Raw genomic sequence first — 14,077 nt, forward strand, 5'->3', positions numbered from 1 at the left:
GACGATTGTCTGGATGCAGGCGGTGCCTGGCGGAACTCGGTCTGCGAGGGCCGACGGCCCGGCGAATGACGACGGCCCTTCCTCCCCTCTTCGCCGACTGGTTCGCCGCCCGCGGCTGGAGTCCCCGCAGGCACCAGCTGGAGATGATCGCGGCGGCGGAGGCTGGGTCGCACGCCCTGCTGGTCGCCCCGACCGGGGGCGGCAAGACGCTGGCGGGCTTCCTGCCATCGTTGATCGACCTCGCCGAACGGGGACCCAGACCTCCCCACGGACCAGGCAGCGGGATCCATACGATCTATGTCTCGCCGTTGAAGGCGCTGACGACCGACGTCGAACGCAACCTGATGACGCCGATCCGCGAGATCGGGCTGAACATCCATGTCGAGAGCCGCACCGGCGACACCAAACAATCCAAGAAGCAACGGCAGAGGGACCATCCACCGGACATCCTGCTGACCACGCCCGAGCAGCTGGCGCTGTTCTGCGCCTGGGGCGGGGCGAGGGCGTATTTCGCCGACCTGAAATGCATCGTGCTGGACGAGGTCCACGCCATCTGGTCGGGCAAGCGCGGCGACCTGCTGAACCTCGGCCTCGCGCGGCTGCAGAGCTTTTCGCCGGGGCTACGGCGGGTGGCGCTTTCGGCGACGATCGACGACCCGAACCTGATCGCGGAGTGGCTGCAGCCTCACGTCCCTTCTCCCCTTGCGGGAGAAGGTGGCAGCCGAAGGCTGACGGATGAGGGGTACGAGGACGCGGAAGGGGTGACGGCAGCAGATGGCAACCGGCCAACACCGGGAGTCACCCCTCATCCGACCTCGCCTGCGGCTCGGCCACCTTCTCCCGCAAGGGGAGAAGGGATCGTCATCGTGAAGGGCGATCCGGGGGCCGTGCCGATCATCGACGTGCTGGTGTCCGAGGGCCGCGTGCCCTGGGCCGGGCACACCGGCCAGCATGCGATCCCCGAGGTCTATGCAGCGATCCAGCGGTCCGGCCTGTCGCTGATCTTCGTCAACACCCGCTGGCAGTGCGAGTTCGTCTTCCAGCAGCTGTGGGCCATCAATGACGACAACCTGGCCATCGGCCTGCATCACGGGTCGCTGGCGGCCGAGCAGCGGCGCAAGGTCGAGGCGGCGATGGCGCGGGGCGATCTGCGCGCCGTGGTCTGCACCTCGACGCTGGATCTGGGCATCGACTGGGGCGACGTGGACCTCGTCATCCAGATGGCGGCCCCCAAGGGCTCGTCGCGTCTGGTGCAGCGGATCGGCCGCGCCAACCACCGGCTCGACGAGCCCTCCAGAGCCCTGATGGTGCCCGCCAGCCGGTTCGAGCTGCTGGAATGCCAGGCGGCCAAGGAGGCCGTCGCCGACAACGCCTTCGACTGGGAGCCGCATCACATCGGCACCCTCGACACCCTGGCCCAGCACATCATGGGCGTGGCCTGTTCGGAGCCCTTCGACCTCGACGCCCTGCACGCCGAAGTGACCGGGTGCGCCCCCTATCGCGGCCTGACCTGTGAGGCATTCGAGGAGGTGGTCGATTTCGTCGCCACCGGGGGCTATGCGCTGCGCTCCTACGACCGGTTCGCGCGGATCGTGCGCACGCCCGAGGGACGATGGACGGTGCGCAATCCGCTGGTCGCCCAGCGCCACCGGATGAACGTCGGGGCCATCGTTGCGGCGGGGACGCTGAACGTGAAGGTCGCCTCGAGGCGCGGCGGTGCCTCGAAACAGCTGATCGGCGGACGCAAGGTCGGCGAGGCCGAGGAGTGGTATTTCGAACAGCTGACGCCCGGCGACACCTTCGTTTTCGCCGGTCAGGTCTGGGCGTTTCAGGGCATCAACGGGATGGACGCCCTGGTCACCCACGCGACCGACAGGGACCCCAAGATCCCGTCCTGGGGCGGGTCGCAGTTCCCGCTCGGCACGTCGCTGGCGGCACGCGTCCGCGCCATGATCCAGGACCGCGACCACTGGCGCGTCCTGCCCGTCGACGTTCAGGAGTGGCTGGAGCTGCAGGCCGGGCGCAGCCTGATCCCGGACGCCGACAGCCTGCTGATCGAGACCTTTCCGCGCGGCAGCCGTCATTTCATGGTCGCCTATCCGTTCGAGGGGCGGCTGGCCCATTCGACCCTGTGCATGCTGCTGACGCGGCGGCTGGACCGGCTGGGGGTCGGGCCACTGGGGTTCGTGGTGACGGACTATGCCTTCGCCATCTGGGCGATCCGGCCGATGGACGGGCTGGACTGGGACGCCCTGTTCCAGCCCGACATGCTGGGCGACGATCTGGAGGCCTGGCTGGAGGAGAGCTTCATGATGAAGCGCACCTTCCGCAATTGCGCCCTCGTTTCCGGCTTGATCGAGCGGCGACAGCCGGGGGCCGAAAAGACGGGGCGTCAGGTGACCTTTTCCACGGACCTGATCTATGACGTGCTCCGCCGCCACCAGCCCGATCACCTGCTGCTGCGGACCGCGCGATCGGACGCCGCGTCCGGCCTGCTGGACGTCGCGCGGCTGGGCCAGCTGCTCAACCGGATCGGGGGCCACATTCGCCATGCGCCGCTGGAGCGGGCCTCGCCCTTCTGTGTGCCGGTGCTGGTCATGATCGGGCGCGAGCGAGTCGGCGGCGATGCGGCGGACATGATCCTGGAGGCCTCGGCCCAGGACCTGATCGACGAGGTCATGGAAGACGCCCCGCCCGAACTGAGGGGGGCCGCATGAATGTGGCGCTGAAACAGGCCCTGACACCGGCGCGACGGCCGTGCGGATCGCTGTCGGTGCGGGTCATGGGCGAGCTGTGCGTGCTGCGGTGTTCGGGGACTCTGTGGCTGCCGGCGCACGGAACGCTGGTGGCCGGCGACCTGCATCTGGAGAAGGGTTCGGCCTTCGCCGCCCGGGGCCAGATGCTGCCGCCCTATGACAGCCGGGCGACCCTGGCCAGGCTGGAGGCGGAGATCACGGAACTGGCCCCGGCCCGGGTCGTGCTGCTGGGCGACAGCTTCCATGACAGCCGCTCGATCGGACGGATGGCGGCCGACGACCGGGCCTGGCTGGACCGGCTGGCGCAAGATCGCGACTGGGTCTGGCTGGAGGGCAATCACGACCGCGAGGCGCTGACCCAGGCGGATGGGGAGGCGGTGTCTGGACTTCCCGGGCGGGTCGTCGGCGACATGGAGCTGGGGGCCCTGTTCCTGACCCACGAACCGATGCAGGCGGCGAGGCCGGGCGAGGTGGCGGGGCACCTGCACCCCTGCGCCCGGGTCGTGGCCCATGGGCGGAGGGTGCGCAGGCCCTGCTTCGTCACCGACGGTCGGCGATTGATCCTGCCGGCTTTCGGGGCCTTCACCGGCGGACTGAACGTGCTGGACGCCGCGATCGCAGGCCTGTTTGCCGAGCCGCCCATGGCGGCGGCGCTGGGGAAGGACCGGGTCCACGCCCTGGCCTGGGCCGGGCTGGTTTAGGGCAGCAGCGCGACCGCGCCCAGGCTCAGCACTGCGCCTGTGGTCGCGACCCGGCGCAGGCGCGCATACCAGTCGCCGGACCCCCGCGTGTCCCAGTAGAGCATGGCCAGCAGGCCGCCGATCAGGACCAGAAGCTGAAGCCGGTCCGGCACGCCCGGCAGAAAGGTCAGCCAGGCCGCGACAGGCGGCAGGTTGCTGAGGATCAGGGTCGCGGGACGGGGATCGCGCTCGGCCAGTCCCTTGCCCCAGCGGGCGCCGGCCAGGAACGACAGGATGATGGCGGCATAGGCGGCCAGGGGCTCGATCCAGCGGTCGCCGCCGTCGCGGTCGAGCCAGACGGCTGCGGCCCCGGCGACGAACGGGATCAGCCCCGCCAGCGTCAGGGCCCATGCGGTCAGCCGCGTCCGATCCATCATTCTCTCCTGAACACCCGGCTGGTGCCATAGCCCATGGCCAGCGCCAGCAGCACGCACAGCACCCCATAGGTCCAGGGGCGCCGGTGGGCGAACTCATAAATGTCGCGCTCGAATCCGACTTTCTCGACCGTCAGGGTCAGATTGGACACCCCGGCCGGTGCGCCGTCGCGGAACAGCCAGACCTGGGCATAGTACTGGCCCGTCGGTGCGGTGGCGGGCAGATTGACCTCAGCCCGGAACAGGCCCCGGTCGACGAAGGTGACGCCCTCCGGATCGGTGTCGTAGAGGGCCGCGTCCTCCTTCAGCCGGATCACGGCGCGACGCCAGTCGAGGTAGTCCTCGCCCAGCCGGCTGATGACCACGTCGCGCACACCATAGCGGGTGACGGTGCGGCTTTCCTCGGGCGCATCGATGCGAAGGTGATCGACGCCGACGCCGAGCCGGCGCAGCTGGCCGAAATCGGCGATGTCGCTGAGCGGCCGGGTCGAGGCCGTCATGTAGAAGCCGGGCGCGCCCTCGAACAGGACCGGGCGGCTGTTCAGCCAGACACCGTTGTTGCGGGTCTTCCTGACCAGACGGACGGGGGCGTCGGGGCCCCGCACGACCACCACCACATCGGTTGGATCGTCGGTCGGATTGAACACCGCGCCATACAGCACCAGGGTCGCGCCCCGAAAGCGGGAGTCGACCTTGACCTGGGCATCGGTCAGGGCGGCGGCGACCCGCAGCTCGGTCGCCGTGGACTCGGAGCGTTCCGGCGGCGGCGCTTCGATCGCGGGCGGCGGGGGTGGGAGGGCTTGGATCACCGGTCGGAAATCCCCGGGGCCAGCAGGAAGATGTCGTGGGGCCGCACGAACAGGCTCAGCCCCATCTGGATACCGACGAAAAGGATCAGCAGGCCCAGGGCGGCGCGCAGGACGTCGGCCCGGAACCGCCCGGCATAGCGGGCTCCGAGCTGGGCACCGACGACACCGCCGGTCAGCAGCAGGGTGGACAGGACGATGTCGACCGTCTGGTTGCGGCCCGCCTGCAGGATGGTGGTGATGGCGGTGGTGATGATGATCTGGAACAGGCTGGTTCCGACCACCACGCCGGCGCGCATCCGCAGAGCATAGAGCATGGCCGGCACCAGGATGAAGCCGCCGCCGACGCCCATGATGGCGGACAGGATGCCGGCGAACACACCGAGGCCAAACGGCGGGATGGCGCTGATGTAGAGGCCGGATTTCGGAAACCGCACCTTCCACGGCAGGCCGTACAGCCAGAGCGGACGTCGGCGCTCCTTGTGCGGTGCGACCTCGCCGCGATACCGGCGCAGGATCTCGCTGAGGCTCTCGTACAGCATCAGCAGGCCGATGGAGCCGAGCAGCAGCAGATAGGACACGGCCACGACCAGATCGGCCTGGCCGAGCAGGCGCAGATAGCGGAACAGCTCGACGCCGCCGATGGCCCCCACCGCGCCGCCGGCCGCCATGATCGCGCCCATGCGGTAATCGACCGCCCCCTGGCCCGAATAGCGGATCACGCCGGAGGTCGAGGAGGCGACGACGTGGCTGGCCTGGCTGGCCACGGCCACGACGGGGGGGATGCCCAGGAAGACGAGCACCGGGGCCATCAGGAAGCCGCCGCCGATGCCGAACAGCCCGGACACGAATCCGACCAGCGCCCCCAGCAGGACCAGGAGCGGCCAGTTCACCGAAACCTCGGCGATCGGCAGATAGATCTCCAAAGGGCGGGCCTTCGGCTGGGAAAAAACGCTGGGCGCCGGAAGGCGAGCGCGGGTGTCTTAACCGGGCGACCGGTGAAGGGCCACCCGCATCATGCGTCAGGCGAGCGGTTCGGTGGCGAAGGCCTCGGCCTGGGCGCGGGCCGTCTGGCGCTGGGCTGCGGGGATGGTCGGGGACAGCCTGTCAACGGCGGCCTGGGCCTGGGGGTCGCCGGCCCGGGCGGCGATCAGGTACCAGCGATAGGCCTGGGTCGGGTTGGGCGCGATACCCTCGTCGCCGTTCTCGTAGATGCGAGCGACATTGTACTGACTGTCGACCAGGCCGCGATCGGCGGCCTTCTTGAGCCAGTCCAGCGCCTCCACGCGATCCCGCGATCCACCGACGCCCTCGAACAGGTACATGGCGTAGTTGTGCATGCCCTGCGGGTCGCCGCCCTCGGCCGCACGGCGGGCCCATTGGCGGCTTTCGGCGGAATCGGCGGTCAGGCCGGTCGATCCGGTCTGATAAAGGCTCGCCAGCTTCAGCTGGGCCTCGGGGTTCCCCAGATTGGCGGCGCGGGTCAGGGTCTCGACCCCGGCCGGATCGTTACGGTCCAGCTGCTCCAGCGCCTGGGCATACAGGGTCTGGGCTTCGGTCTTGTCGGCCGGGGCCGCATCGACCGTGCCGTCGGTCGGCGACAGGGCTAGGGCGGCGATGGGCGGCGCTTCGGCGCTCGATCCGGACAGGCCGGCCAGACGCCCGATGTCGTCGAAATCAAAGCCGGTGGCGCGACCGGTCGCCCACAAGCCGCCGACCACGGCCATGCCGGTGACGGAGGCGATGAAGGCCTTCTTGGCCGTGCCGTCGCCGCGCTGGGCCTGCTTGTCCAGCCGCTCCTGCAGTTTGGACTTGCCGCCGCGCTTGAGGCTCATACCGAAGCCGGCGCGGGGGGCATCCTCCGGCGGGGCGGCGTTCATTGCGGCCCGGGCGGCCTCGATGGTGTCCCGGGTCGAGGCGGAGCGACCGGCGGCGGCACCGGCGGCCATACTGGCCCGCATCCGGCGCGGATCGACGAACTCGGTCTCCGCCGAATACTCCTCGATGCCGTCGTCATAGACGCGGGCCGGGGCAGCATTCCCGGCGGCGATCGCGCCACCGAAAGACTGGGGCTGGGCCTCGACCCCGGCGATCGCGCCCAGCGCGTCGGACACATCGGCCCCGCCATAGCTGCCAAACGGCCCCGCCGCGAAGGCGGCCGCCTGGCTCTGCATCGGCTCATCCAGCACAGGGGCGGCATAGGCGACCTGGGGCTCCACCGGCTCGAACCGGCGCGGCAGGCTGTCGAAGACTTCTTCCGTGGCCGAGGCCTGCGGGCCCTGGGGGAACGGTTTCAGATCGGTGGACAGGGAATCGACCGACCAGCCATCGGCCGGTGCGTCAAAACCGGAATCGAACCGGTCGTCCGGGAAGGCGGCGGCGCGCCAGTCCGGCTGGGCGAACTCGGAGGCGGCGGGCGCGACCGGCTCAGGTTCCGGCAAGGGCGCGGGCGCGACCGGCTGGGCCAGGCGGTGTTCCAGGGTCTCGCGGGCCTCGGCCAGAAGTCTGGCCGTCCGCTCCTCGGACAGGCGCATCCGCTCGGCCAGCTCGCCCGAGGCGCGGTCGTAGCGCTGCTCGATCCGGTCCGAGCCCTCGACCATCCGCCGGCTGATGTCTTCGAGGGCCTGGGCGGACTTGCGTTCCGACTGGGCGATGCGGTCGGCCAGCCGGTCGGAAATACGGGTGATCTCGACGCCCAATTTTTCAAGGGCGATCGAATGCTGGTCTTCGGCGCGGGTCAGCCGCTGTTCGACGGCCTGACCATAGCGACCCATGTCCTGTTCGATCTTCGCCGACAGGGTGCGGGTCAGGGCGGCTTCGAACTTCTCCAGCCGCGCATCGCCGACCGTCTCGATGCGATCGACGCGGGTGTCGAGGTTCTGGGCGATGCGCAGGACCTCGCGGCCCATGGCCTCGATCCCCTGTGCGGAGCGCCGCTCGGCAGCGTCGGCCTGTTCGCCCAGCGACTGGACGGTGGCCTCGATCCGGGTCATCCGGCCTTCGCTCTCGGCCGTCTCCAGCCGCCGCATCATGTCTGTGCGATTGGTCTCGACCTGGCGCGACAGGGTCTCGGCCAGCTTCTCGAAGCGCGCGGCCTCGCGCAGGCCTTCCGGCTCGACACGGGTCTCGGCGGCGCGCAGGCGCTGGTCCAGCCCGGCGAACGACCGTTCCAGATTGCGCAGGGCCTGGGACGTCTGGTTTTGCGCGGCGTCCAGGCGCTGCCCGACCTGGCTCAACAGTTCGGTTCCGGCCCCGGGGCCGGCGGCCTTCTCGACGGCCTCGATCCGCTGGCTCAGGGCCTGGCCGTTCGCGCGCTGACGCTCCTCGATGTCGTAGAGGCGGCTGGTCAGGGCGGCGACGGCGGTATCGGTCTTGTCGAACCCGTCCAGACGCTGGCGTGTCTCGATCAGCCCGGTGCGCTGGCGCTCCTCTATGTCATACAGACGCCCGGCCATGGCCCCCAGGGCCTGCTCGACCTTGCTCAGGGTCTCGGCGGACTTGGGCCCGACCTCGCGCTCGAAGGCGCGCAGGCGACGGTGACCTTCCTTCAGCTCGTCGGCGATATCGTCGATGCGGCGGCCGTACTGACCGGCCTGTTGATCCTGCGCCTCCATGCGGCGCACCAGGCCGGACACAGCCTGGTCGACGCCCTGGATGGCGATGGTCGAGCGGCGCTCGGCGGCTTCCAGACGTGCGGCGATCGCGTCGACGGACGCGGCGACGCGCTGCAGGGTATCGTCGGACCCGCCACGCCAGGACCGGTCCTCGGCCTCATAGGCGTCGTCGAGGCGACGCGAACGGCCCCGGCGCTCGAAGATTTCCGAGGCGTGCGGGCGGCGCGGCAGCGGCTGGACGCCGACATCGTCGTCGCCGTCCTCCATGATCATGGAGTTGAGCCATTCGCCCAGCGTCATGCCGGACCGGCGCGCCAGGTCCTTGGCGACCTCACGCGCCTTCGGGTCGATGCCCTTTACGCTCCACGGCGCGGCGGCTGCGCTCACTGATTCGGCTCCCGACCCATTGGGTCACGCTAATCGCCCATATTCGGGGTGTAAACGTCTGGTTAACCCCAACATCTAGCGGAGGGTCCATTCTCCTGTGGACAGGGGTCGCCAGGTCGAAATCGGTGGCCTGATGGGGGGCAGCAGGTCGTGAAGTTCCACCCTCCGGCAAGGGGCTGGCTTGCCACCGGGGGGTGCCTCGCCCACATGACGGCGCGTGTCCCTGACCCTCACCCTCTGGCTGCTGGCGGCGGCCCTGATCGTCTGCGTCTTCGCGGGCTGGCGCGGGGCCCGGCCCAGCGATTTCCTGCGGCCCCGCATGGTGCCATGGCGGTTCATCATGCTGCTGGCCGGCGCGATGGTCTTTCTGCTGCTGGTGCATCTGGGCGCGCTGGCGGGCTTCACCCGGCCGTCGTGACCCATCCCGCCAGAGGCTGATCGCCGACGAGGCCAGGGCCAGGCCGACCCCGACGGTTCCCGATGCCGGCGGCGGCGCACACGTGAACCTGCAGCGGGGCTCAGGCTCTGACAGACACGGGGGATCGCCTCATGGCGGTGCCTTTTTCGTGTCCGCTAACCCGCGAAGCACCAGGCCAGCACGGCCTTCTGGGCGTGGATGCGGTTCTCGGCCTCGTCCCAGACGAGGGAGCGCGGCCCGTCGATCACCGCATCGGTGACCTCCTCGCCCCGGTGAGCCGGCAGGCAGTGCAGGAAGACGGCATCCGGATCGGCCAGGTCCATCAGGGCCTCGTCGACGGTGTAGCTCTCGAAGGCGTGCAGGCGCGCTTCATAGTCGCCGTCGCCCATCGACACCCAGGTATCGGTGACCACGACATCGGCCCCGCGCACGGCGTCCTTCGGATCGCTGGTCAGGGTCACGGCATGGCCGCCCCTGGCCAGGTCGTGCAGGTCCGGGTGGTACTCGGCCGGGCAGGCGACATTCAGGTGGAAGCCCAGCTTCGGGGCCGCGTGCATGAAGCTGTGGCAGACATTGTTGCCGTCGCCGATCCAGGCGATCGTCTTGCCCTCGATCGGGCCGCGCTGTTCCTCGATGGTCATGATGTCGGCCAGGATCTGGCACGGGTGCGAGCGGTCGGTCAGGCCGTTGACCACCGGCACGGTGGCGACGCGGGCGAACCGTTCGACGTCCTCGTGGCTGTTGGCGCGGATCATCACCGCATCGACCATACGCGACAGGACGCGGGAGGTATCCTCGACCGGCTCGCCGCGGCCCAGCTGCATGTCGCCGGCGTTGGCGATGATCGAGGCTCCGCCCAGCTGGCGGATGGCGGCGTCGAAGCTGAACCGGGTGCGGGTGGAGTTCTTCTCGAAGATCATCGCCAGCACGCGATCCCTCGCCGGGGCGTCGACGTCGACCCAGCCCTGGGGCCTGCCCCTGCGGGCCGCCTTGCGGGCATGGGCGTCGTCGAGGATGGCGCGGAGATCGGCGGCCTCCAGCCGGTGGATGTCGAGGAAGTGGCGGGTCATGGGCGAGTGGGTCGACAAGAGTAGAGGTTCATCACGGAGAGCACCTAGGGGTCACGGAGGACACGGAGAGTATCAGGTTCGGCCTTTTTCCATCGTCACAGAATGAGGCGCCGCAAGCCATCCTTCAGCCTGCTGACGTTGAAGTTGACGATATAGCCAAGCCTGAGATTGGCGAATCTGAGATAGGTCAGGACCTGGGCCGTATGGATCGACGCCAAGGCGTTGATCGCCTTGATTTCGATGATGACCGATCGCTCGACGAGCAGGTCGAGGCGAAAGCCGACATCAAGCCGCGCGTTGCGATAGCTCACAGGGATGGCGACCTGGCTTTCAACGGCCAGGCCTCGTGCGGTCAGTTCCTCGAACAAGCAGGCTTCATAAACCGACTCCAGCAGTCCCGGTCCCAAGGCGGTGTGCACAGTAAAGGCGGCGTCGATCGCTGCCCTGCCAATCCGATCTGTTTCCTCAGGCAGCGGTGCACGACCTCCGTGTTCTCCGTGCATCCCTTTGTGCTCTCCGTGATGAACCTCTGGCCGCCCTAGGTGTGAGCTCTCAATAGGTTGTCCATCCGGTCCAGGCCGGGGAAGCTGGAGTTGCAGACTTCAGAGACTTCCTCGGAGGACCGAATGAACGTGCATGAGAATGCCCGGCTGACGGCGCATAGTCGAGCCGATCTGGTGCGGCGGGTGGTGGATCAGGGCCAGCCGCGCAAGGTCGTGGCGGCGGCCTTCGGCGTCGATCCCAAGACCGTCGGCAAGTGGGTAAACCGGTTCAGAACCGAGGGCACGGCGGGTCTGAGGGATCGTTCGTCGCGTCCGCACCGGCTGCGGGCCCCGACTCCGACAGGGGTCCAGGAGCAGATTATCGCCCTGCGCCGACGGCAGCGCTTCACGGGCCAGCAGATCGCCCGCGACGCCAAGGTGTCGCCGGCCACGGTCAGCCGGATCCTGCGCCGCGTCCGCCTCAGCCGCATCCGCGACCTGGAACCGCCTGAGCCGGTTCGCCGCTACGAGCGCGACCTTCCCGGCGACATGATCCACATCGACATCAAGAAACTGGGCCGCTTCGACCAGCCCGGCCACCGCGTCACCGGCGATCGAACCAGACAGTCCAACGGGCGCGGCGTCGGCTGGGAGTTCGTCCACGTCTGCATCGACGACGCCTCACGCATCGCCTTCAGCCAGATACGGCCCGACGAGAAGGCCTCGAGCGCCGTCCCCTTCCTGAAGGCGGCTATCGAGTACTACGCCGGACTCGGCGTCACCGTGACCCGGGTCATGACCGACAACGGCTCATGCTACAAAGCCTTCGCCTTCCGCGACGCCTGCAAGGCGCTGGGCCTCAGGCACATCCGCACAAAACCCTACACGCCAAAGACCAACGGCAAGGCCGAGCGCTTCATCCAGACCGCCCTGCGCGAATGGGCTTACGCACAGAAATACCAGAGCTCGGATCGACGCGCCGCCGAGCTTCCGTTCTGGCTACACCGATACAACTGGCATCGACCACACGGCGGCATCAAACGACAAACACCCATCAGCAGACTCGCCCTCACTGGGGACAACCTGTTGAGGCTCCACACCTAGGCCGCCATCTTGCCCCGCGCAGCCTCGCAGGTGCGCTCCAGGCGTTCGACGGCGTCGCGCGCCTCGTCCAGCGTCAGGTTCAGCGGCGGCAGCATCCGCACGCAGTTGTCACCGCCACCCGCGATCAGCAGATGCTGTCCGTCGCGCGCCCAGCCCATGAACTCGCGATTGTTGGGCTTGAGCTTCAGCCCGATCAGCAGCCCCTTGCCGCGCACATCCTCGATCACGTCGGGGAAGCGCTCCTTCAGGCCGTGCAGCTGCTGCTTCAGATAGCCCGCGATCTCGTTGACGTTGCCCAGGATCTCGGGCGTGTTGATCGCGTTGAAGGCCGCCAGACCGACCGCCATGGCCAGGGGATTGCCGCCGAAGGTCGAGCCGTGGGCTCCGACGGTCATGCCCCGGGCCGCTTCGGTGGTGGCCAGGCAGGCCCCGATCGGGAAGCCGCCGCCCAGGGCCTTGGCCACTGCCATGATGTCCGGAGCCATGCCGGCCCATTCATGGGCCCACAGCTTGCCGGACCGGCCCATGCCGCACTGGACCTCGTCGAAGATGATCAGCACGCCGTGCTGGTCGCACAGCTCGCGAAGCCCGCGCAGGCAGACGTCGGGCATGGCGCGACAGCCGCCCTCGCCCTGGACCGGCTCGACGATGATGGCGGCGGTGTTGGGCTCGGCGATGGCGGCCTTCAGCGCCTCGTGGTCACCCCACTTCAGCTGGTGAAAGCCCTGCATCTTGGGCCCGAAGCCCTCGGTATAGCTGGGGTTGGCGGCGGCGTTGATGGCACCGTAGGTCCGGCCGTGGAAGGCCCCGTCGAAGCCGTAGATGTCGATCCGCTCAGGGTTCCCGTTGGCCGCATGGTATTTGCGCGCCGTCTTCAACGCGCACTCCACCGCCTCGGTCCCCGAGTTGGTGAAGAAGACGACGTCGGCGAAGCTGGCCCCGGTCAGGGCGTCGGCCAGGTCTTCCTGACCCGGAATCCGGAAGATGTTGGAGACGTGCCACAGCTTGTCGGCCTGGGCCTTCACCGCCTCGACCAGCACCGGATGGGCATGGCCCAGACCGTTGGTCGAGATGCCCTGGACGCAGTCCAGATACTCGGTCCCGTCCGTCGCCCACAGACGCGCGCCTCGCCCGCGATCCACTTGCAGCGGCGCGCGATTGTAGACACCCATCAAATGACCGGACACGGACGACCTCCAAAAGAAACGAAGCCCCGGCGCGGGTGCGACGGGACTTTTCAGGTGTGGGGGTTGTCGGATGAGGGCGCGGGTGAGTCAACACCGCCTGGGAGGGATTAGGGACTAGGGATTAGGGATTGGGAGCGGGTCATGACACGCAACATCCAGGCGGATACGCAGCGTTCCTAATCCCTAATCCCTAATCCCTAATCCCCGCAGTCAGCTCTTCAGCCGCCAGCCCGACCGGAACACCAGCCAGCAGGCCATGGCCATGACGACCGTCAGGACCGCGCTCATCAACACCCCGATCATCAGACTGCCCTCGGCATGGCCGATGAAGCCGTAGCGGAAGCCGTCGATCAGATAGAAGAAGGGGTTCCAGTGGCTGATGCTGGCGAAGGGCTCCGGCAGGTTCTCGACCAGATAGAAGGTGCCCGACAGGAAGGTCATGGGCATGACGACGAAGTTCTGGACCGCCGACAGGTGGTCGAACTTCTCGGACCAGAGTCCCGCCAGCACGCCGACCATCCCCATCAGCAGGGAGGCGATCAGGCCGAACCAGACGATAGCCAGGACGTTGTAGACACCCAGCCGCGCGAACGGCAGGACGCAGACCGCCGTGACCAGACCGACCGCCAGCCCGCGCGTCGCCGCGCCCAGCGAGAAGCCGATGGTCAGCTCCAGCGGGCTGAGTGGGGGGGTCAGGAAGTCGGTCGAGGTGCCCATGATCTTGGCCTGGATCAGGCTGGACGAGGCATTGGCGAAGGCATTGTTCAGCATCGCCATCATGATCAGGCCCGGGGCCACGAACTCGGCAAAGGGCGTGCCGTGCAGCGGCGGCCGCGCCCCCTTCAGCGCCACGACGAAGACCAGCATATAGAGCAGCGTCGTCACCACCGGCGCGGCGACGGTCTGGGCCCCCACCTTCCAGAAGCGGCGGACCTCCCTCAGATACAGCGTCTGCACGCCGATCCAGTTGACCCCGGCATAGTGGCGCGGCGTCGGCAGGCCGCTGGGGCGGGTGGAGGCGAGATCGGTCATGGGCGGTCAGATGCGCGGACGGGGTGCGGGATGCAAGGGGCGTGTGGCGAGTGGCGAGTGGCGAGTGGCGAGTGGCGAGTGGCGAGGCAGTAGGATCCTGCGGCTCA

The 14,077-nt window shown here is 68.6% G+C and carries 12 protein-coding genes; 4 read left to right on the plus strand and 8 right to left on the minus strand.

Features of this window, described 5'->3' with window-relative positions; all coding sequences use genetic code 11:
• The first annotated feature begins 65 nt into the window (after nt 1–65).
• Together HZ989_RS01570 and pdeM are read left to right on the plus strand one after the other, a co-directional pair.
• Nucleotides 66–2,717 carry a ligase-associated DNA damage response DEXH box helicase gene (locus HZ989_RS01570; protein ID WP_209321902.1) on the plus strand — a complete coding sequence of 884 codons (2,652 nt, stop codon included), beginning with the start codon at nt 66–68 and terminating at the stop codon, nt 2,715–2,717.
• A complete protein-coding gene (pdeM, locus tag HZ989_RS01575) occupies nt 2,714–3,457 on the plus strand; it encodes a ligase-associated DNA damage response endonuclease PdeM (protein WP_209321903.1) in 744 nt (247 codons plus the stop codon). The genes HZ989_RS01570 and pdeM overlap by 4 nt, the downstream gene beginning before the upstream one ends.
• On the opposite strand, the gene HZ989_RS01580 is transcribed toward pdeM, so the two are convergent.
• The 4 genes from HZ989_RS01580 to HZ989_RS01595 form a co-directional block, all read right to left on the minus strand.
• On the minus strand, nt 3,454–3,873 hold the full coding sequence (locus tag HZ989_RS01580; RefSeq protein ID WP_209321904.1) for a DUF3429 domain-containing protein: 420 nt from the start codon (nt 3,871–3,873) through the stop codon (nt 3,454–3,456). The two genes, pdeM and HZ989_RS01580, sit on opposite strands and share 4 nt — an antisense overlap.
• Nucleotides 3,870–4,679, minus strand: a complete 810-nt coding sequence (locus HZ989_RS01585) for a TIGR02186 family protein (RefSeq protein ID WP_209321905.1) — start codon at nt 4,677–4,679, stop codon at nt 3,870–3,872. The genes HZ989_RS01580 and HZ989_RS01585 overlap by 4 nt, the downstream gene beginning before the upstream one ends.
• Nucleotides 4,676–5,602 (minus strand): sulfite exporter TauE/SafE family protein, encoded by a 927-nt coding sequence (locus HZ989_RS01590; RefSeq protein ID WP_209321906.1) that lies wholly within the window; start codon nt 5,600–5,602, stop codon nt 4,676–4,678. Before HZ989_RS01590 ends, HZ989_RS01585 begins: the two co-directional genes overlap by 4 nt.
• Nucleotides 5,603–5,698: 96 nt before the next feature.
• On the minus strand, nt 5,699–8,677 hold the full coding sequence (locus tag HZ989_RS01595) for an SEL1-like repeat protein (protein ID WP_209321907.1): 2,979 nt from the start codon (nt 8,675–8,677) through the stop codon (nt 5,699–5,701).
• Between the two features lie 217 nt (nt 8,678–8,894).
• Between HZ989_RS01595 and HZ989_RS01600 the strand changes: the two genes are divergently transcribed.
• Nucleotides 8,895–9,095 carry a hypothetical protein gene (locus HZ989_RS01600; protein WP_209321908.1) on the plus strand — a complete coding sequence of 67 codons (201 nt, stop codon included), beginning with the start codon at nt 8,895–8,897 and terminating at the stop codon, nt 9,093–9,095.
• A gap of 155 nt (nt 9,096–9,250) precedes the next feature.
• On the opposite strand, the gene argF is transcribed toward HZ989_RS01600, so the two are convergent.
• Together argF and HZ989_RS01610 are read right to left on the minus strand one after the other, a co-directional pair.
• The gene (gene argF / locus HZ989_RS01605; RefSeq protein ID WP_209321909.1) at nt 9,251–10,165 is read right to left on the minus strand and encodes an ornithine carbamoyltransferase; all 915 of its coding nucleotides are present in this window, start codon (nt 10,163–10,165) and stop codon (nt 9,251–9,253) included.
• Nucleotides 10,166–10,260: 95 nt separating this feature from the next.
• Nucleotides 10,261–10,668 carry a GxxExxY protein gene (locus HZ989_RS01610; RefSeq protein WP_209321910.1) on the minus strand — a complete coding sequence of 136 codons (408 nt, stop codon included), beginning with the start codon at nt 10,666–10,668 and terminating at the stop codon, nt 10,261–10,263.
• 123 nt (nt 10,669–10,791) lie between these two features.
• Between HZ989_RS01610 and HZ989_RS01615 the strand changes: the two genes are divergently transcribed.
• A complete protein-coding gene (locus HZ989_RS01615) occupies nt 10,792–11,751 on the plus strand; it encodes an IS481 family transposase (RefSeq protein ID WP_209321911.1) in 960 nt (319 codons plus the stop codon).
• On the opposite strand, the gene HZ989_RS01620 is transcribed toward HZ989_RS01615, so the two are convergent.
• Together HZ989_RS01620 and HZ989_RS01625 are read right to left on the minus strand one after the other, a co-directional pair.
• Complete coding sequence (locus HZ989_RS01620; RefSeq protein WP_209323011.1) at nt 11,748–12,923, minus strand: aspartate aminotransferase family protein; 1,176 nt, start codon at nt 12,921–12,923, stop codon at nt 11,748–11,750. The genes HZ989_RS01615 and HZ989_RS01620 overlap by 4 nt on opposite strands.
• A 225-nt stretch (nt 12,924–13,148) precedes the next feature.
• Nucleotides 13,149–13,970: an ABC transporter permease gene (locus HZ989_RS01625; protein ID WP_209321912.1), complete on the minus strand. Its 822-nt coding sequence runs from the start codon at nt 13,968–13,970 to the stop codon at nt 13,149–13,151.
• Between the last annotated feature and the right edge of the window lie 107 nt (nt 13,971–14,077).

Source organism: Brevundimonas sp. AJA228-03, from assembly GCF_017795885.1.
In the GTDB taxonomy this organism is placed as follows: domain Bacteria; phylum Pseudomonadota; class Alphaproteobacteria; order Caulobacterales; family Caulobacteraceae; genus Brevundimonas.

Excerpts from the sequence above, each read along its gene's own strand:
- HZ989_RS01570 (WP_209321902.1), top strand. The coding sequence starts at position 66 with ATGACGACGGCCCTTCCTCCCCTCTTCGCCGACTGGTTCGCCGCCCGC.
- pdeM (WP_209321903.1), top strand. The coding sequence starts at position 2,714 with ATGAATGTGGCGCTGAAACAGGCCCTGACACCGGCGCGACGGCCGTGC.
- HZ989_RS01580 (WP_209321904.1), bottom strand. The coding sequence starts at position 3,873 with ATGATGGATCGGACGCGGCTGACCGCATGGGCCCTGACGCTGGCGGGG.
- argF (WP_209321909.1), bottom strand. The coding sequence starts at position 10,165 with ATGACCCGCCACTTCCTCGACATCCACCGGCTGGAGGCCGCCGATCTC.
- HZ989_RS01610 (WP_209321910.1), bottom strand. The coding sequence starts at position 10,668 with ATGCACGGAGAACACGGAGGTCGTGCACCGCTGCCTGAGGAAACAGAT.
- HZ989_RS01615 (WP_209321911.1), top strand. The coding sequence starts at position 10,792 with ATGAACGTGCATGAGAATGCCCGGCTGACGGCGCATAGTCGAGCCGAT.
- HZ989_RS01620 (WP_209323011.1), bottom strand. The coding sequence starts at position 12,923 with ATGGGTGTCTACAATCGCGCGCCGCTGCAAGTGGATCGCGGGCGAGGC.
- HZ989_RS01625 (WP_209321912.1), bottom strand. The coding sequence starts at position 13,970 with ATGACCGATCTCGCCTCCACCCGCCCCAGCGGCCTGCCGACGCCGCGC.